This window comes from Kitasatospora sp. Xyl93 (assembly GCF_055383135.1).
This window is the reverse complement of the sequence record NZ_AP029185.1, coordinates 5,650,078-5,676,518: the sequence shown is the minus strand read 5'-3', so window position 1 is coordinate 5,676,518 and position 26,441 is coordinate 5,650,078. Positions and strand designations below refer to the sequence as shown.

The window sequence follows — 26,441 nt, the reverse complement described above, 5'->3', positions numbered from 1 at the left end:
TTCCACCGAGCCGACTGAGGAACGTGACCGTGACCGTGGACGCCCTCGACGCCCGCCCCGACACCGGCAGCTACGAGGTCCTGCGCGGCCGGCTCGCCCGAGCCGCCGCCGAACTCGCCGACCGGGCCCAGGCGTTGAACGCCCGCCGGGTCGCCGAGTTCGGCGGCGGGGAGCTGCGGCTGGCCGGCACCGGGCGGCTCACCACCGCCCGGGCCTGCCTGCCTCAGGACCTCACCGCCGCCGGCGGGCTGCTGCTGCTCGGCACCCGTCCGGCCGGACCGGCCGACGCCGCCGAGGACTTCGCCGACGTCCTCGGCCTGCACCACCCCGACCTCTCCCCCGCGCCCGCCGAGGGCACCCTGCTGGACGAGCCCCGGCTCCGCCAGGACCTCGCCGACCTGCGGCGCTACTTCCGCGACGCCCGGCTGGAGCGGCTGCGCCCGGTGGACGGCCGGCTGCTCGCCGTCTTCCGCACCGGCCCGGCCGCCGCCGACGTCCGGGTGCTGCGCTGGCGGCTCGACGACGGCTCCGCCGAGGACGCCCGGCCCGGCTACCTGGACGGGCGCGGCGAGCGCGACCACACCCCCGCGGACGGACAGCAGCTGCCCTGGACCGCCCTCACCCGGGACGACCAGCTGCCCGCCGGCCCCGGCCGGCCGCCCCGCGCCGACCTGGCCGGCGAGCTGCTGGTCGGCGTCGACGGCGGCCGGCTGACCGTCGCCGCCCCGGACGGCCGGGAGCTGCACCGCGAACCGCTGGCCGAGCCCCTCCAGACGCTCGCCGACGCCCGGATCGCCCACGCCCGGCTCGGCACCCTGCTGCTGGTGCGGGTGCGCCCGTACCAGGAGGAGACCGAGCGGCACCTGGTGGTCCACCTGCCCACCGGCACCGTCACCCGGATCGACGCGCTCGGCCAGGCCTGCCTGCGGCTGCCCGCCGACCAGGGCGTCGCCTTCCCCGGCGGCTGCCACCTGGTGGACGGCACCGTGCGCGTCTTCGACCAGCCGGTCGACGGCCTGGTGTACGAGCGCACCGTCCTCTCGCCCAACGGCGAGGACGTGCTGTACGAGTTCCGCTCCCCCGCCGACGGCCGCGCCCTGCTCCAGCCGTACAACAGCGTCCGCCAGGAGGCCGCCGCCCCGCTGCCCTGCCAGGGCTACGCGCTGCTCGCCGACGGCACCCTCGTCGCACTGCGCCCGGCCGAGGACGGGCCGACCAGGCTGCACCCCGTCCAGCTCTGGCGGACCCCGTTCACCAGCGAGCGCTTCGCCGCCGAACAGCCGCCCGGCAGCGGGCCGCTGGCCCGGATCGGCAACGCCGACCTGGTCCGCGGCCTGGCCGACTGCCTGGCCCTGGCCCGGCTGACCGCGGCCGGCGCCGACACCCCGGCCGGCCACCGGGCCGTCCTCGCCGCCTGCACCCGCACCGCCGACCGGCACCACTGGCTCGGCCAGAGCGGCCTCGGCGACCTCGCCGCGCCGCTCGCCGAGATCCGCGACACCGCCCGGCAGGTCGTCGCCGAGTACGAGGCGGTCGCCCAGCTCACCGCGCACGCCGCCCGGCAGGTCGAGGAGGCCGCCGAGCACGTCGAGGGCCTGCTGCGCACCGCCCGCGGCGAGACCCTGGCCGACGCCGCCGAGTGGGTCGACCGGCTGGCCGGGCTGCGCCGCGCCCAGGGCCGCGTCGAGGCGCTGCGGGACCTGCCGCGCGCCGACCCGGAGCGGATCGACGCGCTCGCCGCGCACCTCGCCGGGGGCCTGGCCGAGGCGGCCGACCGCGCCGTCGAGCGGCTCGCCGAGCCGACCGCCTTCGAGCCGCACCGGCGGCGGGCCGGCGAGCTGGCCGAGCGGTGCGCCGCCATCGCCACCGCCGCCGAGGCCGAGCCGCTCGGCCTCGAACTGGCCGCCCGGAGCGAGGCGTTGCAGACCGTCTCGGAGCTGGTCGGCACCCTCGACCTGGCCGACGCCACCACCCGTACCGCGATCCTCGACCGGCTCGCCGACGTCCTCGGGCTGCTCAACCGCGGCCGGGCCGCGCTGACCGTACGCCGCCGGGAGCTGCGCACCCGCGAGGCCGCCGCCGAGTTCGCCGCCGAGACCGCCCTGCTCGGGCAGGCCACCACCGCCGCGCTCGCCGCCGCCGGCACCCCCGAGGCCTGCGACGAGCAGCTCGGCCGGCTGCTGCTGCGGATCGAGCAGCTGGAGACCCGCTTCGCCGACGCCGACCCGGCCCTCGGCGAGCAGCTCACCGGCCGGCGCACCGAGATCCACGACGCGCTCACCGCCCGCCGCCAGCACCTGCTGGAGAAGCGGGCCCGGCGCGCCGACCGGCTGGCCGCCTCCGCCGAGCGCGTCCTCGACACCCTGCACCGCCGGCTGGCCGGGCTGGACACCGCCGCCGAGATCGACGCCGCCCTCGCCGCCGACCCCACGGCCGTCAAACTCCACGACCTGGCCGGGCAGTTGACCGCGCTCGGCGACCGGGTCCGGGCCGAGGAGCTGACCGGACGGCTGCGCGCCGCGCGCGGCCGCGCCCAGCGGGCCCTGCGCGACCGCGCCGAACTCGCCGGGGACGGCCCCGGCACCCTGCGGCTGGGCCGGCACCTGTTCGCCGTCACCGCCCAGCGGCCCGAACTCGCCCTGGTGCCCTGGCGCGGCCGCCCCGCCTTCACCCTCACCGGCACCGACTACCGCTCCCCCGTCACCGACCCGGCCTTCGCCGCCACCGAGCGGTACTGGGACCGCCCGCTGCCCTCGGAGACCCCTCGGCTGTACCGCGCCGAGTACCTCGCGGCGAGCCTGCTGCCGGCCGCCGAGGCGGCGGCGCCGGCCACCGACGCCGAGCTGCTGGAGTTCGTCCGGCGGGCCGCCGAGCAGCGCCCGGACGAGGGCTACCAGCGCGGCGTGCACGACCACGACGCCGCGCTGCTGCTCCGCGCGCTGCTCCGACTCGGCGCCGGAGCCGGGCTGCTGCGCCACCCGGCGGGCGCCCGGGCGGCCGCCCAGCTGTACTGGGCGCACGGCGCCGACGAGCGCCGGCGACTGCTCTGGCACACCCGGGCCCGCTCGCTGGGCCTCGCCCGGGACGCCTTCGGGGGCGCCCCGGCGCAGGCCGCGCTGGACGAGCTCGCCGACGAACTCTCCCGCGCCGTCGCGGAGTTCGTCCCCGACGCGGAGCCGGCCGGCCCCTACCTGGTCGCCGAACTGACCGCCGCCTCCCCCGGCTTCGCCCACTCGACGGGCGCCGCCGCCCTGCTGGAGAAGTTCCGCGCCGCCCCCGAGTCGGTCGGCCTCACCGAGGCGCTGGCCGCCCTGCCCGAGGAGCCCGGGCTCCTGCCCGTACGGCGCCAACTCGCCGCCGCCTGGCTGGCGTCGGCCGCCCCCGACGCCGATCCGGCCGACCTCGCCGAGGCCGCCGCCGCCCTGCTCTGCCCGTCCCTGCCGCGCCGCCCGGCCGAGGGCGCCGTGGGCACCCGGATCACCGGGCTGCTCGGCGACCACCCCCGGCTCGTGGGCGGCGCACTCGACCTGCGGTTGGACGAACTGCTCGCCAGGGTAGGCGAGTTCGAGCGCGTCGAGGTGCCCGGCCACCGGGCCTACCAGCGGCTGCGCGGCGAGTTGCTGGCCGCCGAGCACGCCCGGCTGCGGCTCGACCAGTACCGGCCCGCCCCGCTCAACGGCTTCGTCCGCAACCGGCTGATCGACCAGGTGTACCTGCCGCTGGTCGGCGACAACCTCGCCAAGCAGCTCGGCACGGCCGGGGCCGGCGGCCCGGTCGACCGCAGCGGCCTGCTGCTGCTGGTCTCCCCGCCCGGCTACGGCAAGACCACCCTGGTCGAGTACCTCGCCGAGCGGCTCGGCCTGCTGCTGGTGTCCGTCAGCGGCCCCGCGCTCGGCCACCGGGTCACCTCGCTGGACCCGGCCGAGGCCCCCGACGCCACTTCCCGGCGCGAGGTCGAGAAACTCAACTTCGCCCTGCACGCGGGCGACAACGTGCTGCTCCACCTGGACGACGTCCAGCACACCTCGCCCGAGTTCCTCCAGCGGTTCATCCCGCTGTGCGACGCCCGGCGCCGGATCGACGGCGTCTGGGACGGCGAGGCCCGCGAGTGGGACCTGCGCGGCAAGCGCTTCGCCGTCGTCATGGCCGCCAACCCCTACACCGAGTCCGGCCGCCTCTTCCGGCTGCCCGACATGCTCGCCAACCGCGCCGACGTGTGGAACCTCGGCGACGCCGTCGCCGGGCGGGAGAACCTCTTCGCGCTCAGCTTCGTCGAGAACGTCCTGCCCGCCAGCCCCCACCTGGCCGCGCTCACCACCGCCGAGCGCGGCGACCTCGACACCCTGCTCGCCCGCGCCGGCGGCCTGCCCGGCGGCACCCTGGCCGGCGCCTGGCCAGCCGCCGAGGTCGAGCGGATGACCGCCGTCCTGGCCGGCCTGCTCCACCTGCGCTCCACCGTCCTGGCCGTCAACCGCGCCTACCTCGCCTCCGCCGCCCAGGACGACCGCACCCGCACCGAGCCGCCCTTCCTGCTCCAGGGCTCCTACCGCAACATGGCCAGGCTCGCCCAGCGCCTCGACCCCGCCCTCACCCGCCCCGAACTCGACGCCCTGCTCACCGACCACTACCGCGCCGAGGCCCAGCCCCTGGGCGCCGACGCCGAGGCCCAGCTGCTCAAGCTGGCCGAGCTGCGCGGCACCCTGACGGAGGAGCAGGCCACCCGCTGGGCTGAGCTGAAGCGCTCCTGGCGGGGGTGAGCGGTCACCCCCTGCCGAGGACGGCGGCCTGGAGCTCCAGCCAGAGGCCGAGCGTGGGTGCTGTCGACTTGAAGGTGCGGTCCGAACCGTGCAGCCGGGCGTAGCTGGCGACCAGCAGGTGCGAGACCCGCTCGGTCTCGCCCGGAAGATCGCGGTGGATGAGGTCCGTCCACTTCGGCGAGGTCCTGCCCCCGTCGTGGAGCGTCTCCAGCGGCAGCATCCGGCAGGCTGTCCAGGTGACCAGCTCGGGCGCGTACTCCAACAGCTTCCAGTGGCCCTTGCTGTTCCGCTTGAGCATCCGGGCGATCATCCGCTGGGTCTCCCGCCGGGCCTCCACCGCGCGCTGGATGCCGATGGCGTGCAGGCCTTCGTTCACCAGGCTGCGGTACGCCCGGCCGGACATGTCCGACCAGAGCGCGTTCAGACCGTCCGGCGTCTGGAGTTGGTTGCTCAGGTCCGGGTGCGGCGCAGGCGAGAGCGCCGCGAGCGCGCGGAACACGTCTGCGGGGGTGAACCCGACGGGGTGCGGTCCGGACACGACCCCGCGTCGGGGATCGAAGTAGCTCCCCTCCTTCCTGAACTCCTCCTTGGCCCGGAGGAGGTGCGGACAGAGCGCGAGATTGTCCTGCGGCTCGAAGGGATTGAAGGAGTGAGCGGCCCGGTCGCACACCTCGCGGACCCGGTCGGCGTCCTCCTCATCGACGACGGCGACCCACAGCAGGGCCTTGCCGAGCTCCTCCGGAGACAGTTCACGCGACTGGTGGGCAGCCTCCACGATGCGCTGGAACCCGTTGACGCATCGGACGCCCACCAGCCCGAGCCGCCCGGCTCCGCCCGTACGGTCGGGATCCCAGTACAGGCTCCGCGCACTGAGAACGACGGGCGGCCCGAAGATCCCCGCTTCCTCGGGCCGTTCACGGAGCACGTCGGCGAAGGACCGGTTCACCGCACTGTCCGGCAGGTAGCCCCGCCGCGCCCCGAGCACGTCGGCCGCGTCCGGCCGTTCGGCCAGCACGGCCAACTCGTTCGCCGCGACCAGCGCGGTCCAGTGGCTGCCGATCCGCACGGCGTGGTGTGCCCGGAGAATGTGGCGGTCGAGGGCCGGCGGGGTGTCGGCCGCCCATGAGATCCCCGGCCATGGAGTGATCGGCACGTGGTTGTTGTCCATGGCCGGTTCAACGCCGCGCGGGCGGTCAGGTTGCGGCGCGCGGCCGACCGGTCGGCTGAAAAGCGCCGCCGCCGATCCGCTTGCCCTACGACCCTACGATTCCCCTCATCGGGGGCATCCGCGCGGGGGCGGCGGTAGCCGGAGCCGAGGACTGGGTAACCCAGCCGGCATGGGCGCTCAGGGACTCGATCTGACCGGGTTGCGCAGGGTGTACGGACGGGCGGGGAGCCGGTGGTTCTACACCCGGGTGGCGCGCAACGCGCGGCACTGGGGGTGGACGGAGCCGGGGCAGTCGAAGTGGCGGCTGTGGCGGGCGCAGCGGCAGTTGCAGGACGTGCTGGGGCGCAAGCTGGCGCTGCCGGCCGGGGCGCGGGTGCTGGACGCCGGGTGCGGGGCCGGGGTGGTGGCGCGGGCGATGGCGGTGCGGTTCGGGCTGACGGTGACCGGCGTCGACGTGCTGGACTTCCACCTCGCCGAGGCCCGTCGGCTCAGCGCCCGGGCCCGGATGGGCGAGCGGACGGCGTTCCGCTGGGGCGACTTCCACCGGCTGCCGTTCGACGACGGGGAGTTCGACGGCGCGTACTCGATGGAGACACTGGTCCACTCCTACGACCCGGCCCGGGCGCTGGCCGAGTTCCACCGGGTGCTGCGCCCGGGCGGGCGGCTGGTGCTGCTCGGCCCGATGAGCACCGGCCCGCTGGACGAACTTCCGCATCGGGCGAGGGCGTTGCTCGAACCGTACCTGGACGCGATGACGATGGTGGGCGCCAAGGTCTACCACGCAGGCAACCTGCCCCGGCTGCTGGGCGAGGCCGGGTTCGAGGTGGAGGAGGCGCTGGACGCGACCCGGTACTACCTGCCCACCTCGGAGGCGGTGTACGCGTACTTCCGGCTGCCCTGGGAGGTGCTGCGGCGCTTCGGCGATCCGGCCAAATGGCTCAACCTCCGTTCCACGGTGGAGATGTACGCCGTGCGCGAGCACGTCGCCTGGTACGTTCACACGGCCGTCAAGCCATCGAGGTGACCTTGCCGTGGAGGACCGCTCCGCCCCGCTGCCGTACCCGGGCGGCTGGTTCTGCGTCGGCCGGGCCCGGGACCTGCCGCCCGGGCGGGTGCGCACCGCCCGGCTGATGGGCGAGGACGTGGTGCTGTACCGGACCCGCCGGGGCGCCGTACGGGCGGTCGGCCCGCACTGCCCGCACCTGGGCGCGCACTTCGGGGCGGGCGGGACGGTCCGGGGCGAGGACCTGGTGTGCCCGTTCCACGGCTTCGCCTTCGGCCCGGACGGCTCGTGCACCGGCTCGCCGGACGGCGTCCGGCTCCGGGCCTCGTTGGCCCGGAGCCATCTGTGCGAGCGGGACGGCGCGCTGTTCGTCTGGTGCGTTCCGGGCGGCGGCCCGGGCGGCGGCCCGCCCGCGTGGGAGCTTCCGCCGGCGGTCGGGGTGCGGCCGCTGGCGTGGTGGAGCGGGGAGGTGCTCTCCCACCCGCAGGAGGTGATGGAGAACAGCGTCGACTTCCGGCACGTCCGGGTGCTGCACGGCCTGGACACCCGGGAGACGGCCCCGCCGGAGCCGGCCGGCCCGCTGTTCACGGTCCACCAGCGCACCACGACCCGGTTCCCGGGGCTGGGCGCGGTGAGCCTGGAGCAGCCGGTGACGCTGGTCGGGCTCGGGATGATGCGACTGGTGGCCGAACTGCCCCAGCTGGGCAGCAGCCTGCGGGTGTGGGTGCTGGCGACGCCGGTCGCGCCCTGGCGGACCAGGGTGCGCATGGCGGTGACCGCCACGGCGCCGGTGCCGGGCGTCGGCGCGGTGCGGGCCGTCGACCGGGCGGCCTCCTGGGCGGCGCTGCGGGCCTCGGTGCGGATCATCAAGCAGGACCGCCCGGTGCTGGCCCACAAGCGGTACCTGGCGCAGCCTCGGCTCGCGCCCGGGGAGCGCTCGATCGGGCTGTTCCGCCACTGGGCGCAGCAGTTCTACCCGGGGTTCCACCCGGAGCCCGCCGGCCCGGGGCGGACCGGGGACACCGGGCTCCACTCCGGGCCCCACTCCGGGCCCCCGGCCGGGCTGCGGCCCGGGCCGGACGCGGCCGGCTGAGCCCCGGCCGGAGCGGCCAGCGACTCCCATACCGGGTCGGGCAGCCCGGGAACGGCGCGCCCCTCGGCCTGCCAGCGGCGGGCCAGCTCGGCGTAGATGGGCGCCTCCGGACCGGGTTCCGCCACCGACGGGCCGGGCGCCGTCGCGGGCGGCAACGGCTGCTGCGGACCGTCCGGACCGCCGCGCAGGATCGTTTCTTCACCCGGCTGTCGTCCGGATGCCGGCAACCTCCCAAAACCACTCACACCCACCCAACGCACCCCGCCCGCGCCGGGACACGGCCACGTCAACCGGACACGCCGCAGGTCAACCCCCTGCGGGGACCGGCCGGGTGCGCAGGAAGTCGGCCCACCCGACTTCCTGCGCACGTCCTGCCCGGCCCGAGGCGCCACCCCGGGCCCGCTCCGCCCCCGGCCGCCCCGCTACCGCCGGCGCCCCGCCGCCAGCAGCTCGGGCACACTGGCGAGCTTCACCCGCGGCCGCCCCTCGGCCTCGCCCCGCTCGCGCTCCGCGCGGTCCACCGCCCGCAGCTCCCGCAGCCCGACCGCGTCCGGTCGCCGGTGCCGCACCAGCCGTTCGAAGTCCCGGCGACCCGCCTCCGGGGCGGGCAGCGCCAGGGCGACGGCGTCGTCCAGCAGCGCGTCCACGGTCTCCCGCGCGCAGGCCCGGTTGGCCCCGATCCCGCCGGACGGTCCGCGCTTGGCCCAGCCCACCACGTACGTCCCGGGCAGCGGCCGGCCGGTCGCCGGGTCGACGACCCGACCGTTGCGGTGCGCGACCGTCCCGCTCCGCTCGTCGAACGGCAGCCCGGGCAGCGGCACGCCCCGGTGCCCGATCGAGCGCACCACCAGCCCGGCCCGGAGCACGTCCGTCGCCCCGGTGCCCTCGACCCGGCCGTCCGCCGCCAGGGCGGTCCGCTCGACGGTCAGGGCCTCGACCCGCCCGTCCCCGGCAAGCTCGACCGGCGCCGACAGGAACCGCAGCACGATCCGCCGGCCCGGCCCGGGCTCCGCGGCCCCGTCGTACGGCACCAGCGGCAGCCCGGCCAGCAGCGCCGCCTGCGCCGCACCGGCCCCCGCACCCGTGCCCATGCCCACGCCCGCGCCGGTGTCCGCGCCCGCCGCCTCGATCGCCGCCCGCACCTCCGGGTGGTCCGCCACCACCACCTCGACGCCCGGCAGCTGCCGCAACGCCAGGAACTCGGCCCTGGTCCACGCCGCCTGCTCCGGCCCCCGCCGGGCGAGCAGCACGACCTCCCGGACCCGGCTGCGGCGCAGCGCGGCCAGGGCGTGGTCGGCGATGTCGGTGGCGGCGAGCCGGTCGGGGTCGGTGAGCAGGATGCGGGCGACGTCCACCGCGACGTTGCCGTTGCCGATCACCACCACGCGCTCCGCCGACAGCTCCACCGCGCCGGCGGGCACCGTCGGTTCGGCGTTGTACCAGCCGACGAAGGCGGTCGCGGGCAGGCTGCCCGGCAGGTCCTCGCCGGGGATGCCGAGCCGGCGGTCGGCGGCCGCGCCGACCGCGTACACCACCGCGTGGTGGTGCGCGGCGAGCTCCTGGTGGGTGACGTCCGTGCCGATCTCCACGTTGAGGTGCATCCGCAGCCGGGGATCGTGGAAGACGCTCGCGAAACTCTCCGCGATCCGCTTGGTGGACTGGTGGTCGGGCGCGACGCCGTGCCGCAACAGCCCGCCGGTGACGGGCAGCCGGTCGACCATGGTGATCTCGGCACTGGTGCTGCGCAGCAGTTCCTGCGCGGTGTACCCGGCGGACGGTCCGGTGCCGACGACGGCGATCCGCAGCTTCCCGAGTTCGCCCGGCAGGCTGCGCGGGAAGCTGGGCGCGCCCCAGGCGTGGTCGCTGGGGTGGTCGCGGTACCAGTCGCGGTTGAGGTCGCCGAACACGGTGTCCGGCCCGCGCAGCCGGTCGACCGGGAACACCGCGTCCACCGGGCAGGCGTCCGCGCAGGCGCCGCAGTCGATGCACGCCCGCGGGTCGATGTACAGCATGTCGGTGGTGCCGAACTCCGGCTCGTCCGGGGTCGGGTGGATGCAGTTGACCGGGCAGACGGACACGCACGAGGCGTCGTTGCAGCAGGTCTGGGTGATCGCGTAGGCCATGGCCGGGGTGGGTCCTCGCTGCGCGTGGGGGACGGGAGGGGACGGCTGCTGACTGGTCGTCAGAGCATGTGCACCCGGCGGTAGACGGCCGCCGCGCGGCTGGTGAGCAGCCCGGTCTCGGCGAGGAAGGCCATCAGGTGCCGGGAGCTGGTGCGCATCATCGCCTTGCGGTGCTCGTTGGCCCGCACCTCGGCGAGCGCCCGCGGCACGTCGAGCCCGGCGGCCTTGTACACGCCCGGGTGCACCATGCTGCTGACGATGACGTACGCGCCCGCGGCGATGCCGGCGGCCGAGGTGCGCCGCCGGGCCGGGCCGGCGTGGCGCATCCGCTCGCGGATCTCCTGCCGGGCGAACTTCATGTGCCGGGACTCCTCGACCACGTGGATCCGGGAGGTGCCGCGGACGATCTCCAGCACGTTCTCGCCGCGCATCCAGTCGCGCTGCATGACGTCGAGCACCTCTTCGGCCACCAGGATGCCGCCGTAGGCGAGTTCGCCCTTGGCGAGCGCCTTGAAGGCGCGCCCGGCCTGGGCGATCACCTTGTTCGGGCGGTAGGCGGGGACGCCCATCTTCTCGCAGGCCCGGGCGAACATGATCGAGTGGCGGCACTCGTCGGCGATCTCGGTGAGGGCGAACCGGAACTCGGCGCTGGCGGGGTTCTTGAGGTACTGGTCGCGCAGCACCATCTGCTGGAGGATCATCTCGAACCAGATGCCGGTGTTCATGATCGAGCAGACCTCGTGCCGGGTGAGGGTAACCCGCTGGCGTTCGGTCATCTCGTCCCACAGCCGGGTGCCGTAGAGGGTGCTCCACTCCGGGTTGAGGCCGTAGTGGTCCTCCGGGAGGGGGGCGTCCCAGTCGATCTCGGCCGAGGGGTCGTAGGAGAGGGTGGCGGCCGACTCCAGCAGCCGCTTCGAGACGTCGTCGTCGGACTCGGTGTGGCCGTGCCCCGTCTGCCGGGTGAGAGCCATGGCTGCCTCCAGGTGCCTGCTCCTGCGGGCTCCCGCTCACCCGCTTATTAGACGGACAGTACAATAAGAGCCGGTCGCCGAGAACCCCCTGCGCGACAGTGAACCGGCGCGGACGACGGCGGCCTGGATCCCCGACCCCGGAGGCCCCCGACCGCCGCCCGCACCCTCTCCGCCCTCCCCCGGCTCCGCCGCCTACGCCCTCACCCCACCGCCCGCTGCGCCGGGCTCACCCCGCCGCCCGCTGCGCCGGGCTCACCCCGCCACCCGCTGCGCCCGGGCCACCAGGTGGCGGCGCTCCGGAGCACTGGCCGTACGGGCCGCCGCCTCCCGGTAGGCGCGGGCGGCCCCCGCCGGGTCGGTGCCGAGCCGGTCCAGCAGGTGCGCCCGGACCGCGAGCAGCCGGTGGTGGCGGGCCAGGCGCTTGTCCTCGGCCAGCTCCGCGACGAGCGCGAGCCCGGCCGCCGCCCCGTGTACCATCGCGACCGCGACCGCCCGGTTGAGCGCGACCATCGGGTTCGGGTCGAGGCGCAGCAGCAGGTCGTACAGCACCAGGATCTGCGGCCAGTCGGTGTCCCGCGCCGTCACCGCCTCCCCGTGCACCGCGGCGATCGCCGCCTGCACCTGGTACGGCCCGGCCTGTCCGCGCGTCAGCACCGCGGCGATCAACTCCAGCCCCTGGTGCAGCAGTTCCTGGTCCCAGCGGCCGCGGTCCTGCTCCTCCAGCGGCACCAGCTCGCCGTGCGCCCCGGTGCGGGCCGGCCGGCGGGCGTCGGTGATCAGCATCAGCGCGAGCAGCCCCGCCGTCTCGGCGTCCCCGGGGGTGAGCCGCAGCAGCATCCGGGTCAGCCGGATGGCCTCGACGGACAGCTGCGGCGCGGTCAGCTCCTCGCCGCCGCTCGCCGTGTAGCCCTCGTTGAAGACCAGGTACAGCACGTGCCGGACCTCGGCCAGCCGTGCGGCGTCGCCCTCCGCGGCCGGCAGTGCCAGCCGCCCGCCGTCCGCCCCGGCCGCCGTCTTCAGCGTCTGCTTCGCCCGGCTGATCCGCTGCGCCATCGTCGACTCGGGCACCAGGAACGCGGCGGCGATCTGCGCGGTGGTCAGGCCGCCGACCGCGCGCAGCGTCAGCGCGATCCGGCTCGGTACCGACAGCACCGGGTGGCAGCAGAGGAACAGCAGCGCGAGCGAGTCGTCCGCCGCCGGATCGGGTGCGTCGGCCGGCGGCGCGAGCAGCGCGGACTGCGGCGTGGCCAGCGCCGACGCCTCCTCCCGGCGGCGGCGCGCCGACTCGCTGCGCACCTGGTCCACCAGCCGCCGGTCCGCGACCGTCACCAGCCAGCCCCGCGGGTTGACCGGCGTCCCGCTCCGCGGCCACTGCGTCGCGGCGGCCAGCAGCGCCTCCTGCACCGCGTCCTCGCAGGCGTCGAACGCCCCGCCGTGCCGCCGCACCAGCACGCCGAGGACCTGCGGCGCCAGTTCGCGCAGCAGGCCCTCGACGGCGACGGTCGTGCCGCTCACTCGCGCCCCGGGAGCTCGCTCGCGGCGGACTCGTGCATGACCGGCCACAGCTCCACCGGCTCCACGTCCGCGAACGGCATGTCCGCCGCGATCTGCTGGGCCCGCTCCAGGCTCTCGCAGTCCAGCAGGTAGAAGCTGGCCAGGTACTCCTTGGTCTCCAGGTACGGGCCGTCGGTGACCACCGGCACCCCCTCCGCCCGCCGCACCAGCTGCGCCGCCGCCGCGTCCGCCAGCCCGTACGCGCCGACCAGCTCCCCGCTCTCCCGGTACCGCGTGTTGAACGCCTCCTGCTTGGCGATCGCCTCCGGCCACGCCTCGGCCGGGAAGGAGTCCCACTTGGCCTGGTTGCCGTAGATCATCGCGACGTACTTCATCTCGGGTGTCCCCTCCGCCTCGCGCGCCCCGTCGGCGCGTTGTCACCTCTCAGTCGGAGCGGCGGAACCCGGCCTCGACATCGGCCGGGAAGTTCTCGGAGATTTCTTCTTCCGCGCCCCGGGAGCTGCAGACGATCAAGCTACGGCACCCCGCTCAGCCGCGCCGGTCCGCCCCGTCGAAGGCCGCCAGCGAGCGCGCGCCCGGTTCCAGCGAGCGCCGCAGGGCGGCGAGCACGGCGGGCTCCAACCCGCCCACGGCTTCGGCGAGTTCGTCCGCGACGTCCGCCGCGATCTCGGCCGCGACGGCGTCCGCCGGAGTGCGCGGGCCGAGCTTGCCGACGGCCGCCGCGGCCCGGGCGGGGGTGAGCAGGGCGGCGGCCCGGACGAGGAGCCAGGCGGGCACGCCGGCCGCGCCCTGCGGCGGGGGGAGGTACGGGCGGGCGCCGTCGTAGCGGCCGTCCTCGGCGAAGGCCCGCTGCTTGACCTTCACCAACGGCCGGGCCGGGCCCGGCTCGTGCCACTGGCCGGCCGGTTTGAGGACGTACCCCTCGGCGAGGTTGTCCGGCAGTCCGGGCAGGCCGAACAGGGCGGGCACCCGGCTGGGGAAGCGCGCCGGCAGGTCGTGCAGGGTGTTCAGCGGGCCGTGCCCGAGCAGCGGCACGCAGGTGAGCCCGGCGGCCCGAGCGGCGGCGCGCAGCGTGCGGTCGGCGATCCACCACCGGCCTCCGGGCGTCTCGACGGTGGCGTCGAACGGCAGCCAGCGCAGGCCGGGGGCGTACCAGACGCCGGTCTGCACCGGGTCGACGCCGGGGGCGGCGGGCACGTCGGGGTGCGGGTAGCGGCCGCCGGCCAGTTCGCCGTAGACCGTCACCACGGCCGCGGCACCCCACGGCTCGCGCACCGCGGCGGCGAACCGGGCCGCCGCGACGGACAGGGCGGGCCAGATCCGGCTCACGCCGAAGAACCCGTCCAGCCCCTCGTCGTCCAGCAGTTCACGTCGTTTCGCGGGCCGGACGGAGCCGCCCTCGCAGACCACGCCGAAGTGCGCCCCGTGCACCTTCTCCGCCGCGGTCCACTCGCGGGCGCCGCGGCCGCCCGGGCTACCGGGGTTGCTGGAGCTGCCGGAGCGGCCGCGCGCGGGGATCTTGGGGTAGGGCCGCAGTCCGGGCCCGTCGGACTCCGTCTCGAACACCGTCTCGGACACGAACGGCATCCTCGCCGCGCGGCCCGCCGGCCGGCAACCGGGATTCCGGCGGACGACCGGTCGGCCCGGGGCCGCCGGGTCGCCTTCCGCCGGGCGGGCTCAGACCCCCCACTCCGCGCGCAGCCGGGCGAAGGCCTCGTGGAAGCCCGGGAAGGTCTTCCGCACGCAGCCCGGGTCGTCGAAGGTGATGCCGGGGGTGCGCAGCGCGGTGACGGCGAAGGACATCACGATCCGGTGGTCGGAGTGGGTGGTGATCCCGACCGGGCGCGGGGTGCCGGGCCGGATCTCGATCCAGTCCTCCCCGGTGGCCACCGGGACGCCCATCGCGCGCAGGTTGTCCGCGCAGGCCTCCAGCCGGTCGCACTCCTTGACCCGGGTGTTGTGGACGTCCTCGATCCGCACCGGCCCGGTGGCGAACGGCGCGACGGCCGCGAGCGTGGGCATGGTGTCGGAGATGTCCCGCATGTTGACGGTGATCCCGCCGAGCGGGCCGTCGCCGGCCACCGTCGTGCGGTCGTGCCCGACGTCCACCCGGGCGCCCATCCGCCGCAGCACGTCCACGAACCGCAGGTCGCCCTGGAGCGCGTCCCGGCCGAGGCCGGGGACGGTGACCTCACGGCCGGCCAGGGCCGCGGCGGCGAAGAAGTAACTGGCGGTGGAGGCGTCCGGCTCGATCGGGTAGTCGGCGGCCCGGTAGCCGCCGGAGGGCACCTCGAACACCTCGCCGGCGGGGGTCCGCTCCCGCTTCACCTCGGCCCCGAAGGAGCGCATCATCGCCAGGGTGATGCCGATGTACGGGGCGGAGACCAGCCGGGTGACGGTGATCCGCAGGCCGTCCCGGGTGAGCGGGCCGAGCAGCAGCAGCGCGGTCAGGTACTGCGAGGACTGCCCGGCGTCCAGGGTGAGTTCACCGCCGCGGACGCCGTCCGCGACGACGGTCAGCGGGTGGTGGCCCTCGGCCTCCTCGTGCCGCAGGTCCACGCCCAGCTCGCGCAGCGCCCGGGTGAGCGGGGCGACCGGGCGGCGGCGCATCTGGGCGGAGGCGTCGAAGCGGTAGGTGCCGTGGCCGGCGGCGGCCAGGGTGGGCAGGAAGCGCGCGGTGGTGGCGCCGTCCCGGCAGTACACCTCGGCGCTCGGCACGGCGGGCCCGGCCGGGCGGCCCGCCACCCGCCACGAGTCCGCCGTCCGCTCGACCCGGTACCCGAGGGCGTCCAGGCCCTCGGCGAAGCCCTCGGTGTCGTCCGAGGCCAGTGGGCGGCGCAGGGTGGTCACGCCCTCGGCGGCGGCGGCCAGGAACAGCGCCCGGGCGGTGATGGACTTGGATCCCGGGATCTCCACAGCAGTCACGGCAGGCTCTCCCAACACGGGTGTCCGACAGGTGTCTCCGGCGACGTCAGGGCCGATCCTGCCCCACCGGGCCGCCGCCTTCGGCGACCATCCACGGACTGGACGGTGGCCGGGGCGACAACGGCGGGCGAAGGCTCGGCGGCCTTGGACGGTCCTCGACGGCGTCCCGTCAGGCGGCGGGCGGCGGGCGGACCCCCCAGGGGGCGGGGGCGACGGTTCAGCAGCGCGCCCAGAGGCCGGCCAGGTGCGCGTGCAGGACCTCCTCCGCCTCCGCCACCGTCCGGTGCCCGACCAGGACGTGCGCGGTGAGCCCGTCGGCGAGGGCGAGCAGCGCACGGGCCTCGGTGCGGGCCACCACCGCCCCGCCCGCGGCGGCCCCGCCGATCACCGAGCCGCCGACGACCTGCCCGCCGGCGGCCTCCGCGACCAGCCGCACCATCAGCTCCTCCAGTGCCGCGTAGCTGCTCCGCAGGGCCGCCGCCAGCGCCGGGTTGACGGCGGCGCCGGCGAGGAAGGCGAGCCAGATCCTGGCCTCGGCCCGGTGCTCCTCGCGCAGCAGCGCCACCTCGCCCGCCACCAGCCCCAGTTCGCTCGCCGCCGACTGCGCCGGCCCGGCCGTGAGCCGGCCGCGCACCCGCTCGGTGACCCGCTCGCCGACGTGGGTGAGCGCGAACAGGAGCATCTCCTCCTTGGTGCGGAAGCAGCGCTGGACGGCGCCCATCGAGACCTCCGCCCGGGTGGCGACGTCCCGCAGGGTGACGCCCTCCAGGCCGTGCTCGTCCACCAGCAGGCAGACGGCCTCGGCGATCCGCCGGCGCCGACCCTCGTGGTCCACCTGTTTCGGCATCGCCGGTCTCCTCGTCCTGTCCTCGGATTTCCGATGCGAGCGTATCGGTTCTCGGGCTAGGGTTCCGTACCGATGCGACCGCATCGGTACCAGCCCCAACGCGCCGCCGAGGAGAACCCCCATGCCCCTGTGGAGCAAGCCCGCCACCGAACTCGCCGCCGCCGTGCGCTCGGGCGCGGTGACGGCCCTGGACGTGGTGGACAGCCACCTGGACCGGATCGCCGAGGTCAACCCCGGCCTGAACGCCGTCACCCAGCTCCTCGCCGAGCGCGCCCGCGCCGACGCCCGGCAGCTCGACCGCCGCCGGGCCGCCGGTGAGGATCCCGGCCCGCTCGCGGGCGTGCCGTTCACCGTGAAGGAGTGCACGCCGATCGCCGGCGTGCCCACCACCTTCGGCACCCCGCGCCTGCGCGACCACGTCGCCACCGCGGACGCCGTCCCGGTGGCCCGGCTGCGCGCGGCGGGGGCGATCCCGATCGGCCACAGCAACCTGCCGACCCTGATCCTCGCCGGGATGCACACCCGCAGCGAGCTGTACGGCGACACCCGCAACCCCTGGCACCCCGGCCGCACCCCCGGCGGCACCAGCGGCGGGGACGGCGTGGCCGTCGCCGCCGGGATGGCCCCGCTCGGGCTCGGCAACGACTCCGGCGGCTCGGTCCGCATCCCGGCCTCCTTCTGCGGGGTCGCCGCCCTCAAGCCGACCACCGGCCGCTTCCCCGCCGACCAGCGCCTGATCGGCCCGGACGACCCGGGCCCGGCCTCCCAGCTCCTGGTCACCGACGGCCCGCTGGCCCGTACGGTCGCCGACCTGCGGCTCGCCTACGAGACATTGGCGGGCACCGACCCGCGCGACCCGCGCGCCGTGCCCGCCCCGCTGGACGGGGAGCCGCTCGCCGGCCCGGTCCGGGTCGCCGTCGTCGCCGATCCGGGCGGCCACGGCGTCCACCCGACCGTCCGCCGCGCCGTCGGGACCGCCGCCGACGCGCTGCGCGACGCGGGGTACGACGTCCGGGAGGTCCCCGACGTCCCGCGGCTGGACGAGGCGCTCGACGCCTACCTCCGCCTCACCAACACCGAGTTCGCGCCGAGCTGGCCCGTCGTCCGGCAGCTGCTGGGCGAGGGCGGCGACCGCTACATCGACCTGACCATGCGCGTCGCCCCGCCCACGGACGCCCCCGGCCTGATCCGGCTGATGGGCACCTGGATGGGCATCCGCCGCTCCTGGACGGAGTTCCTGCAGGAGTACCCGCTGCTGCTGGGCCCGGTGTTCACCGAGCCGCCCGTCGAACCGGGCCTGGAGTCCCGGGACCAGGCGGGCCGCGACCGGGTCGCCACCGCCATGCGGCTCTGCTCGGCGACCAGCTTCGTCGGCGTCCCGGCCGTCGCCGTCCCCACCGGCCTCGCCGCGGACGGCCTGCCCACCGGCGTCCAGCTGGTCGGCCGGGCGTTCCGGGAGGACCTCTGCCTGGCCGCCGCCCAGGCCGTCGAGGACCGCCTCGGCACGCTCACCCCGATCGACCCGAGGCCGTGAAGCCGTGCAGCCGTGGAGCCGTGAGGGGTCGTGAGGGGCCGTGAGGCCGGAACCCCTACACCCCCGGCAGCCCCGGCACCACCAGCCCGCTCTCGTAGGCGATCACCACCGCGTGGGTCCGGTTCTGCGCGCCGAGCTTGCCCAGCACGTTGCCCACGTGGGTCTTGACGGTCTCCTGGCTCACCGCGAGGGCCTGGGCGATCTCCGGGTTGGACAGCCCGGTCGCCATCAGCCGCAGCACCCCCTCCTCCCGCCCGGTCAGCGCCGCCCGGGGCAGCGCCTCGCCCGGGTCCAGCGGCCGGGCCGCCACCATCCGGCGCAGCGCGGCGGGGAACAGCACCGCCTCCCCGGCCGCCGCCACCCGCACCGCCTCGGCGATCTGCGGGACGGGCCGCCGCTTGAGCACGAAGCCGCTGGCCCCGGCGCTCAGCGCGGCGGTGACGTAGGCGTCGTTCTCAAAGGTGGTGATCACCACGACCTTGGGGGGCTCGGCGTGCTCCCGCAGCAGTTCGCGGGTCGCGTCGATGCCGTTGCGGCGCGGCATCCGCACGTCCATCAGCACCACGTCCGGCCGCAGCCGCCGGACCCGCTCGACCACCTCGACGCCGTCGGCGGCCGTCCCGACCACCGCGATGCCCGGCTGGGCGCCCAGCAGGGTGCCCAGCCCGCTGCGGGTGACGGCGTCGTCGTCGGCGATCAGCACGGTGACGTCGGGCGGCGCGCCCTCGTCGCGGCCGGGCGTGCCCGCGTCTCCGCCGGACGCACCCGGGCCGGAGCCCGGGCGGGAGTCCGGGCCGGAGCCCGGCCCGCTCACGCCGACCACCGCATCGGCAGCCGGACCGCCAGCCGCCACTGCCGCTCCCCGTACGGCCCGGCCTCGAACTCGCCGTTCAGCAGCCGCACCCGCTCGGCCAGGCCGGGCAGGCCGTGGCCGGAGGTCGGGAAGCCGCCCGAGCCCGGCGCGGCCTGGCCGCCGCCCACCCCGTTGACCACGCTCAGCTCCAGCGTCTGCGGCCCCGCCGCCACCAGCAGCTCGATCGGCCCGCCGGCGCCGTGCCGCAGCGCGTTGGTCAGCCCCTCCTGGACGATCCGGTAGGCGGCCCGGGAGAGCGTGCCCTGCACCTGCGCCAGGTCCCCGGTGGTACGCGGCTCCACGACCGCGCCCGCGTGCCGCAGCCGGTCGATCAGTTCGGGCAGGTCGGTGAGGGTCCGGGTCGGGGCGGTGCCCGACTGCTCCTCGCGCAGCACGCCCAGCACGTAGTCGAGATCCTCCAGCGCGGCCCGGGTGGACTCCTCGATGCTGCGCATCGCGGCCCGCGCCGCCGCCGGGTCCGCGGTGAGCACCTCGCCCGCGACGGCCGCCTGGATGGTCGCGGCGGTCAGGGTGTGCCCGATGGAGTCGTGCAGTTCGTGGGCCAGCCGGTTGCGTTCGGCCAGCTGCCGTTCCCGTTCGGCGGCCATCGCGAGCCGCTCGGCCGGCGAGGGCCCGAGCAGCCGGGGTGCCAGCGACCGCAGCGCACCCGACGCCCCGGCGAACAGCGCCGCCGCCAGGGCCAGGCTGAGCGCCCCCACCATCCAGCTCCAGACGCCCGTCACCTCGGCCGCCCAGCCGAAGAGGCTCACCCGCGCCTCACCGGACGCCCGCCGCCCCGGCAGCGTCAGCCCCATCACCAGCAGGGTGCTGCCGCCGACCAGCACCGTCCACCCGAGCGCCACGTGCGCCAGCAGGAAGACCGGTGTCCGCCACCGCTCCCCCGCGGCTCCCTTCACCGGGTCGGGCACCGCGACGCCCAGCAGCCGCCGCGCCACCTTCACCAGCACCCGGCGCACCACCGGGGGAAGCCCGGCCGCCGCGATCAGCACCGCCCACAGCGGCAGGGCCGCCCAGGCCGCGTCCGGCCGGCCCGACACCCCCAGCGTCGCCCCGAGCGCCACCATCGCCACGGGCAGCGACGCCAGCGCCCCGAGCACCGCGAACAGCACTCCCGTGTACGTCGACCTGCGCAGCAGCAACCGCATTCCCTTGATCATGCTGGTCAGTATCACCGGCCGTCCCGCCCCGGCCCTCCCCCGATCGAGGGAGGACCTCCGGGGGCCGCGACAGTCTCCGACGGGCCCGTCCGTCGCCGCCGTACCGGATTCGGCCGGAACGCGACCACTCGTTCGCATGAATCCGGCGCGAAGTCGCCTCCGCGCCTCCGGAGTTCCAGACCATCGCAGCAATGACGATCAATCAGAAGCTCTTGCGCCAGGGCCTGTTGGCGACAGCGGCCTCCACCCTCACCGCCCTGGCCGCGGCGACCGCCCAGGCCGCGCCCGCCCAGCGGAACGACGGCCCGCACCTCTGCAGGGTGTCCGTCCGGGCCACCGGGGCCTGGGCACCCCCTCCCGGCCTGGCCTCCTTCACCGTGCGCGTCCGGGGCACCGGCGGCGGAGGCGACCCGGGAGACACCGACCGGTAGCGAGGCCCGACACAGGCCGACGACCGGTGCGCGAACGAGCCGACGGGATCCGGCCGTTCCGCCGATCCTCCTGCCAACGAACGGACAGTGGGCGAGACTTGGCCACCGGACCGGGCACCCAACCAGCCTCGGCATCCGATGGAACAGCAACTCACTTGATCTGCACCATCGTTGACGAGACAGGAGTTTTCGGATGGCTGGTTCCCCCATGCCCAGTCGCGCCGCCCCGCGCACCGCCGCCCTGGCCGCCGCCGTGGCGTCCGCCGCCCTGCTGCTCGGCCCGGCGCCCGCCGCCGCGGCCGATCCGGGGCCGCCGCCGACCCCGTACCTGCTGCCGCTGCCCGCGGGCGCCGCCCCGCTCAGCTCGGTGTACGGCCTGAACAACGCGGGCGACGTGCTCGGCGAGACCTACCTGAACGTCCCCGGCCAGTTCGCCCCGCGCGCCCTGCGCTGGAACGCCCACCAGCCGGGCGTCACCGTCCTCCGACCCCTGCCCGGCGAGAACGGCACCCGCCCGAGCACCCTGAACGAGGCCGGCACCGCCGTCGGGGTCTCCTTCGGGACGCTGACCGACAACCACCCGGTCCGCTGGGCCCCGGACGGCACCCCGACCGCCCTGGAGCTGCCGGCCGGGGCCCGCGGCGGCGGCGCGAGCGCGGTCAACAACGTCGGTGTGGTGATCGGCAACTCCTACGACGCGGCCTTCCGTCCCGTGCCCGTGAAGTGGCGGGCCGACGGCACCAGGGTCGACCTGCCGCTGCTGGACGGCGACGAGACCGGCTGGACGACGTCCGTCAACGACGCGGGCTTCGTCATCGGCCGGTCCGAGCGGAGCCTCGGCGGGGAGTCCCGGAGCCGTGCGGTGCTCTGGAGTCCGTCGGGCGAGGTGACCGAGCTCCGACTCCCTCCGGGGATCATCACGGCCGCGGGCACCCGGATCACCGCCACCGGTCTGATCCTCGGCCCGGGGCGGCGCGAGAGCGGCGCCGACGCCGACCGCGTGGTGGCCTGGGAGGCGGACGGCACCGTCCGGGACGTCGCCCACGGCCGGCCCGGCTCCGTCAACAGCGCGAACACCATCGTCGGGACGACCTCCGACGCCGCCGGCGCCGAGCACGCCGCGCGCTGGACCCTGGACGGCACCACGACGCTGCTCGACGACCCGGCGGGCCGGCCGACGAGGGCGAGCGCGATCAACGGCGCGGGCACCGCCGTCGGCTTCGCGCGGGGCCGGGGCCCGTACCGCGACTCGCCGCTGCTGTGGCGGCCCGACGGGACGGCCTTGCCGCTCCCACCGTCCCCGCTCGGCCCCTACGCCCAGGCCCTGCTGGTCAACGAATCCGGGGTGATCGCCGGGGACGCGAGCTGGCACGACGCGCCCAACAGCCGGGACCTCCCGCGGGCGATGGTGTGGAAGCCCTGATGGCCGCGCCCCGTCCGTACCCCCGCCCGCACCCCCGCCCACACCCCCACGACCCAGGAGCCCGCCTGATGACCGCCCTACGCACCCGCCGTCCCGCATCCCTCTCCCCCATCCGTCCCGCCGCCCTCGGCGCCGCCACGACGGCCGCCGCCCTCCTGTTCGGCCTCGCCCCGGCCGCGGCGGCCACCCCCGCCACGACGGCCGCCCCGCTGCCCGCCCCGCGCTTCCTGCCGACCCCGCCGGACACCGCCTGGAGCCTGGTGTGGGGCCTGGGCCGCGACGGCGCCGTCGTCGGCGAGTACTACCGCAACACCCCCGGTGGAATCGGTCCGCACGCCATCCGCTGGCATCCCGACCACCTCGGCTACACCGACCTGGCAGCACTGCCCGGCGACCTGTCCAGCCGCCCGGCCGGGTTCGACGACACGGGCACCGTGGTCGGGGCGTCCTACCGCGCGCTGGGCGACAACCACCCGGTCCGCTGGGCCCCGGACGGCACCCCTACGGCCCTGGAACTGCCGGCCGGGGCCCGCGGCGGTGGCGCGAGCGCGGTCAACAACACCGGTGTGGTGGTCGGGGGCTGGTACGACGCCGTGTACCAGTCCAAGCCGTTGAAGTGGCAGGCCGACGGCACCAGGGTCGACCTGCCGGTGCTGCCCGGCGACACCATGGGCTCGGCCGTCTCGGTCACCAACGCGGGCGTCGTCGCCGGCACCTCCGAGCGGCGCCTCGCCGACGGCCGCTACGAGGAGACCCCGGTGCTCTGGAACCCGGCGGGCGCCGTGACCGCGCTCCCGCTGCCACCGGGGGTCGACGGGGCCAGGGTGGCCCGGATGACCGACGGCGGCGTGGTCCTCGGACAGGGCCGCCGCGCGGGCGGCACGGAGTTCGACCGGGTGCTGGTCTGGACGCCCGACGGCACCGTCCGGGACGCCGGGACCGGCCGGACGAGGGCCGTCAACAGCGCGGGCACCGTCGTCGGGGCGGCCTTCGACGCCGCCCGCTCCACGCTCGCCGCCCGCTGGAACCCGGACGGCACGCGGACCCTGCTCGACGACCCGGCGGGCCGGCAGAGCGAGGCGATGGCCGTCAACAGCGCGGGCACCGCGGTCGGCGTCGCGCAGGGGCCGGACTGGAACCGGACCACGGCGCTGCTGTGGCGGCCCGACGGGACGGCCGTGCCGCTCCCGCCGTCCCCGCTCGGTCCGTACGCCGACGCCAAGTTCATCAACGACGACGGGGTGGTCGCCGGGACCGCCGTTGAACTGGACGCGGCCGGTGAGCCGGTCTCCTCCCGCCCGGTCGTCTGGACGCGCTGACGGCGCACCACCCGGCCGTCGGCCGCCCGGCGGCGGCGCACCGCCCGGCCGTCAGGACGACGCCGGCGGCACCACTCCGGACGGGCGGTGGGTCCGCGGACCTACCGCCCGTCCGGCCGTCCTCGGTCCCGCCCCGGCTCCCGCGGGCCGAGGGCGTCGCGCAGCATGGCGCGCGAGGTGATGCCGAGCTTCTCGTAGATCTGGTACAGGTGCGCGCCGACCGTCCGGTGCGAGATGAACAGCCGTTCGGCGATCTGCTTGTTGGTGAGGCCGGAGGCGGCGAGGTGGGCGACCTCCAGCTTCTGGGCGCTCAGCCCGTGGGTGTTCGAGTCGTCGGGCCGCGGCCGGTTCCGGCCCGTCGCCCGCAGTTCGTTCCCGGCCCGCTCGGCCCACGGCAGGGCGTCCAGTTCCTCGAAGACGGCCAGCGCGGCGCCGAGTCGGGCCCTGGCCTCGGCCATCGCCCGGGCCCTGCGCAGCCGTTCGCCGTACGCGAGCAGGACCCGGGCGTGGTCGAAGCGCCACCGGTCGCCGCCGGGGGTGTCCAGCGCGCGGGCGAAGCCGCGCAGCGCCTCCTGGTCGTCGTCGGCGCACAGGGCGGCCGACGCCTCCAGCAGCATGGCGTGCCGGGAGGACACCGCTCCCAGGCCGGCCTCGCGCATCGCCTCGACGTGCGCGGCGGCCTCCTCGCGCCGGTCGGTGCGGACGGCGGCCTCCACCAGGTGCGCGGCCACCCACAGCGCGTGGGGGACGTGGGAGGCCAGGGTGCCGGCCGGGCTGACGGCCTCGGCGTGCCGGTAGGCGAGCGCGTGGTCCCCGCGGCCGAGCGCCGCCACGGCCGCGGCGTGGTGGGCGTAGTGGGCGGCGCAGGGGGCGCCGTGGCGCTCGGCCCAGTCGATGACGTACCCGGCCGTCGCGAGGCTCTCCTCCGTGTGTCCGCGGGCGCCGAGGACGACGGACCTGATGAACAGGAAGTACCAGGCGAAGGCGCGGTACCCGTGGTCCTCGCAGGCCCGCAGCCCCTCTCCGGCCAGGTCGAGCGCCTCGTCCCAGCGTCCGGTGAGGTAGTCCTCCAGGCACAGGTGGATGAGCGCGGAGAGGTAGCGCCTGGCCGGGCCGCCGTCGCGGCCGGACCGCACCACCTGCCAGGCCGCGTCGCGGATCTCGCCGAGGCGGTCGAGGTAGAGCGCCCCGGTGCCGACGCGGGTGACCAGCACCGGGTCGGCCTCCTCGCCGGCCAGGGCCAACGAGGCCATGAGGGCGTCGAGTCGGCCGTGCGCCGCGGCCCCGGTGCGGGCCGGGTCGGAGAAGGTACGGCCCAGGACGGTCAGGATGGCCGGCGGCTCCGGGGTGAGGCGTTCGACGGCCCGGTCGTAGGACCGCCACAGGTCGGGCCGGGCGCCGAAGAAGCAGACCACCGCGAGGACGTGCAGCGCGTCCACGAGCGCCCGGTCGTCGGCCCGGTAGCCGTGGACGCCGGCCGTGGACTCGATGGCGGCGGTCAGCAGCCGGTGCGCGGTGGCCACGTCGTCGCCCCCGCCGGACACGTTGCCGCCGCTCCCGTCCGCCGGGTTCCCGCCCCCGCCCCCGTTGAGCACGAGCAGCGCCGACGCGGTGGCCGAGTGCAGCGAGTCCTCGGCCTCCGGCGCGGCCTGGCGCGCGTCGTCCAGGAGCTTGCGGACGCTGGACAGCGCTCCGGTGGACTCGGCCCCCAGGTAGGCCGCCTCGGCGAGCCGGCGGGCCCGGTTCGGCCCCTCCGGGGAGAGCGAGGCCGCCCGGATCAGGGTCCGCATGGCCCCGGCGGCGTCGCCGCGCCGCAGGGTGAGCCCGGCCGCGTGCTCCAGCAGCGCGGCGACCTCCTCGTCGGGCTCCAGGGTGGCCTCGCCCAGGTGCCAGGCGCGGCGTTCCGGCCGGTCGGCCAGGGCGTGGGCGAGCGCCGCGTGCGCGGCGCGCCGTTCGCCGCTCAGCGCGTGGAGCACCATGGCCGAGCGGATGAGCGGGTGCCGGAACCGCAGCCGCTGCTCGCCCTCCTCGATCTCCACCAGCCGGTCGCGCTCGGCCGGGGCGAGGTCGTCCAGGCCGTACCCGGCCCCGGCCCGACGGGCGGCCGCCTGCAGCACGCCCAGGTCGCCGGTGCCCTCCAGGGCCGCGAGCAGCAGCAGGTACCGGGAGCCCGCCGGCAGCCGGGCGATCCTGGCCTCGAACAGCGTCTCCAGCCGGCTGCTGAGCGACGGCACGGCCGGGCGGTCGTCGGCGGCGGCCGGCGGCACGACGGCCGGCAGTTCCAGCAGGGCCAGCGGATTGCCGCCCGCCTCGGCGAGCAGCCGTCGGCGCACTCCGCGCCCGAGGCCGGGGAACCGGTCGGCGAGCAGCCGGGCCGCCGACTCTTCGTCGAGGGGCGGGAGTTCGTACGTGGGGAAGGCCCCGGCCTCCCGGGGGCCGAGCTCGCCGGAGCGGGCGGCCGCCACGAAGCCCAGGCCCAGGCCGGTCACCCGCCGGGCGACGAAGCCGAGCACGGCGGTGCTGGCCGGGTCGACCCAGTGCAGGTCGTCGACGACCAGCAGCAGCGGCTGCCCGCCGGCGACGGCCTGGAGCAGCCGCAGGACGGCGTTGGAGACGAGGAGCTGCTCGGGCGGCGGGCCGCTCGCGAAGCCGAGCACGACCCGCAGGGCGTCGCGCTGCGCGGCGTCGAGCTGCTCCAGGGCGCCCAGGTGGGGGAAGAGGACCTGGTGGAGGCCGGAGTAGCCGCAGTCGGCCTCGAACTCCACCCCCGAGGCCCTGAGCACCCGGGCGCCGTCCGCGAGCGCGGTCGCGGCGACCGTGTCCAGGAGGGCGCTCTTGCCGATGCCGGCCTGGCCGGACAGCAGCAGCGCCCCGCCGCCGGCCCCGATGCCGAGCCGGTCCCGGACCAGCCGCAGGTCGCCGTCCCTGCCGACCAGCGGCCCGCCCCCGAGCACGCCGGTCCCCACCCCGCCCACCACTACCGTTCCCCTCCCGCGCAATTCCGGCCGACCCACGCGTGTGCGAGGCGGATTTCCTCGGCGGGAAATCCCTTCGACACGGCCGCGAACAGCCTGGCCGCACCCATTATGACGGGAGACGGTCAGTCATTTTCCGTACTTTCCCGTCCGTTTCCGGCCAGCCGCCGCGCCGCACGACCTACGTCTCGACCTGCGCGGATGCGATCGGTCGCCCGCTCCGTGCAGTCGGATGACCGATGCGCCGACGCCGTCCGGTCGCACACGCTTGCACCGCAGCTTCCCCGTCCGCGTCGGCGATACCGGCCGACCCCGAAACGGAGTTC

Annotated in this window: 18 protein-coding genes; 7 read left to right on the top strand and 11 right to left on the bottom strand. The window is 76.4% G+C overall.

What is annotated here, in order from left to right:
* Positions 1-29 precede the first annotated feature (29 nt).
* Positions 30-4,757, top strand: coding sequence for a DNA repair ATPase (locus ACZ5GH_RS25130; RefSeq protein WP_464335286.1), 4,728 nt, complete (start codon positions 30-32; stop codon positions 4,755-4,757).
* Positions 4,758-4,761: 4 nt separating this feature from the next.
* Here the strand turns inward: ACZ5GH_RS25130 and ACZ5GH_RS25125 are convergent, their stop codons facing one another.
* Positions 4,762-5,925: a hypothetical protein gene (locus tag ACZ5GH_RS25125; protein WP_464335285.1), complete on the bottom strand. Its 1,164-nt coding sequence runs from the start codon at positions 5,923-5,925 to the stop codon at positions 4,762-4,764.
* Between the two features lie 169 nt (positions 5,926-6,094).
* On the opposite strand from ACZ5GH_RS25125, the gene ACZ5GH_RS25120 reads away from it, so the two are divergent.
* Together ACZ5GH_RS25120 and ACZ5GH_RS25115 are read left to right on the top strand one after the other, a co-directional pair.
* The gene (locus ACZ5GH_RS25120) at positions 6,095-6,949 is read left to right on the top strand and encodes a methyltransferase domain-containing protein (protein WP_464335284.1); all 855 of its coding nucleotides are present in this window, start codon (positions 6,095-6,097) and stop codon (positions 6,947-6,949) included.
* Positions 6,950-6,956: 7 nt separating this feature from the next.
* Positions 6,957-8,021, top strand: coding sequence for an aromatic ring-hydroxylating oxygenase subunit alpha (locus ACZ5GH_RS25115; protein ID WP_464335283.1), 1,065 nt, complete (start codon positions 6,957-6,959; stop codon positions 8,019-8,021).
* Between the two features lie 422 nt (positions 8,022-8,443).
* Here ACZ5GH_RS25115 and ACZ5GH_RS25110 read toward each other — a convergent pair whose 3' ends face one another.
* From ACZ5GH_RS25110 to ACZ5GH_RS25080, 7 genes are all read right to left on the bottom strand, one after another.
* Positions 8,444-10,144 carry an FAD-dependent oxidoreductase gene (locus tag ACZ5GH_RS25110; protein ID WP_464335282.1) on the bottom strand — a complete coding sequence of 567 codons (1,701 nt, stop codon included), beginning with the start codon at positions 10,142-10,144 and terminating at the stop codon, positions 8,444-8,446.
* 59 nt (positions 10,145-10,203) lie between these two features.
* Entirely contained in the window at positions 10,204-11,115 is a 912-nt protein-coding gene (locus ACZ5GH_RS25105) for an AurF N-oxygenase family protein (RefSeq protein ID WP_387757892.1), read from the bottom strand.
* Between the two features lie 252 nt (positions 11,116-11,367).
* Positions 11,368-12,630 (bottom strand): RNA polymerase sigma factor, encoded by a 1,263-nt coding sequence (locus tag ACZ5GH_RS25100; RefSeq protein ID WP_387757891.1) that lies wholly within the window; start codon positions 12,628-12,630, stop codon positions 11,368-11,370.
* Positions 12,627-13,004 carry a YciI family protein gene (locus ACZ5GH_RS25095; RefSeq protein WP_387757890.1) on the bottom strand — a complete coding sequence of 126 codons (378 nt, stop codon included), beginning with the start codon at positions 13,002-13,004 and terminating at the stop codon, positions 12,627-12,629. Before ACZ5GH_RS25095 ends, ACZ5GH_RS25100 begins: the two co-directional genes overlap by 4 nt.
* Before the next feature lie 154 nt (positions 13,005-13,158).
* The gene (locus tag ACZ5GH_RS25090; protein ID WP_464335281.1) at positions 13,159-14,208 is read right to left on the bottom strand and encodes an RNA ligase family protein; all 1,050 of its coding nucleotides are present in this window, start codon (positions 14,206-14,208) and stop codon (positions 13,159-13,161) included.
* A gap of 99 nt (positions 14,209-14,307) precedes the next feature.
* Positions 14,308-15,555, bottom strand: coding sequence for a 3-phosphoshikimate 1-carboxyvinyltransferase (gene aroA / locus ACZ5GH_RS25085; protein ID WP_464335280.1), 1,248 nt, complete (start codon positions 15,553-15,555; stop codon positions 14,308-14,310).
* Positions 15,556-15,772: 217 nt separating this feature from the next.
* On the bottom strand, positions 15,773-16,402 hold the full coding sequence (locus ACZ5GH_RS25080; protein WP_387757885.1) for a TetR/AcrR family transcriptional regulator: 630 nt from the start codon (positions 16,400-16,402) through the stop codon (positions 15,773-15,775).
* 121 nt (positions 16,403-16,523) lie between these two features.
* Here ACZ5GH_RS25080 and ACZ5GH_RS25075 point away from each other — a divergent pair, with 121 nt between their 5' ends.
* Complete coding sequence (locus ACZ5GH_RS25075; protein ID WP_464335279.1) at positions 16,524-17,936, top strand: amidase; 1,413 nt, start codon at positions 16,524-16,526, stop codon at positions 17,934-17,936.
* Positions 17,937-17,991: 55 nt separating this feature from the next.
* On the opposite strand, the gene ACZ5GH_RS25070 is transcribed toward ACZ5GH_RS25075, so the two are convergent.
* Positions 17,992-18,750 carry a response regulator transcription factor gene (locus tag ACZ5GH_RS25070; protein ID WP_464335278.1) on the bottom strand — a complete coding sequence of 253 codons (759 nt, stop codon included), beginning with the start codon at positions 18,748-18,750 and terminating at the stop codon, positions 17,992-17,994.
* Complete coding sequence (locus tag ACZ5GH_RS25065; protein ID WP_387757880.1) at positions 18,747-19,967, bottom strand: sensor histidine kinase; 1,221 nt, start codon at positions 19,965-19,967, stop codon at positions 18,747-18,749. Before ACZ5GH_RS25065 ends, ACZ5GH_RS25070 begins: the two co-directional genes overlap by 4 nt.
* 191 nt (positions 19,968-20,158) lie before the next feature.
* Between ACZ5GH_RS25065 and ACZ5GH_RS25060 the strand changes: the two genes are divergently transcribed.
* From ACZ5GH_RS25060 to ACZ5GH_RS25050, 3 genes are all read left to right on the top strand, one after another.
* Entirely contained in the window at positions 20,159-20,398 is a 240-nt protein-coding gene (locus ACZ5GH_RS25060) for a hypothetical protein (RefSeq protein ID WP_387757879.1), read from the top strand.
* 193 nt (positions 20,399-20,591) lie between these two features.
* The gene (locus ACZ5GH_RS25055; protein WP_464335277.1) at positions 20,592-21,821 is read left to right on the top strand and encodes a hypothetical protein; all 1,230 of its coding nucleotides are present in this window, start codon (positions 20,592-20,594) and stop codon (positions 21,819-21,821) included.
* A 68-nt stretch (positions 21,822-21,889) separates the two neighbouring features.
* Positions 21,890-23,140, top strand: coding sequence for a hypothetical protein (locus ACZ5GH_RS25050; RefSeq protein WP_464335276.1), 1,251 nt, complete (start codon positions 21,890-21,892; stop codon positions 23,138-23,140).
* 101 nt (positions 23,141-23,241) lie between these two features.
* Here ACZ5GH_RS25050 and ACZ5GH_RS25045 read toward each other — a convergent pair whose 3' ends face one another.
* Entirely contained in the window at positions 23,242-26,115 is a 2,874-nt protein-coding gene (locus ACZ5GH_RS25045; protein ID WP_387757874.1) for an AAA family ATPase, read from the bottom strand.
* Positions 26,116-26,441: the final 326 nt, after the last annotated feature.

Bases quoted from the DNA above. Each gene is read 5' to 3' on its own strand.
- ACZ5GH_RS25125 (WP_464335285.1), bottom strand. From the start codon at position 5,925: ATGGACAACAACCACGTGCCGATCACTCCATGGCCGGGGATCTCATGG.
- ACZ5GH_RS25120 (WP_464335284.1), top strand. From the start codon at position 6,095: ATGGGCGCTCAGGGACTCGATCTGACCGGGTTGCGCAGGGTGTACGGA.
- ACZ5GH_RS25110 (WP_464335282.1), bottom strand. From the start codon at position 10,144: ATGGCCTACGCGATCACCCAGACCTGCTGCAACGACGCCTCGTGCGTG.
- ACZ5GH_RS25105 (WP_387757892.1), bottom strand. From the start codon at position 11,115: ATGGCTCTCACCCGGCAGACGGGGCACGGCCACACCGAGTCCGACGAC.
- ACZ5GH_RS25095 (WP_387757890.1), bottom strand. From the start codon at position 13,004: ATGAAGTACGTCGCGATGATCTACGGCAACCAGGCCAAGTGGGACTCC.
- ACZ5GH_RS25080 (WP_387757885.1), bottom strand. From the start codon at position 16,402: ATGCCGAAACAGGTGGACCACGAGGGTCGGCGCCGGCGGATCGCCGAG.
- ACZ5GH_RS25075 (WP_464335279.1), top strand. From the start codon at position 16,524: ATGCCCCTGTGGAGCAAGCCCGCCACCGAACTCGCCGCCGCCGTGCGC.
- ACZ5GH_RS25065 (WP_387757880.1), bottom strand. From the start codon at position 19,967: ATGATCAAGGGAATGCGGTTGCTGCTGCGCAGGTCGACGTACACGGGA.
- ACZ5GH_RS25060 (WP_387757879.1), top strand. From the start codon at position 20,159: ATGACGATCAATCAGAAGCTCTTGCGCCAGGGCCTGTTGGCGACAGCG.
- ACZ5GH_RS25055 (WP_464335277.1), top strand. From the start codon at position 20,592: ATGGCTGGTTCCCCCATGCCCAGTCGCGCCGCCCCGCGCACCGCCGCC.
- ACZ5GH_RS25050 (WP_464335276.1), top strand. From the start codon at position 21,890: ATGACCGCCCTACGCACCCGCCGTCCCGCATCCCTCTCCCCCATCCGT.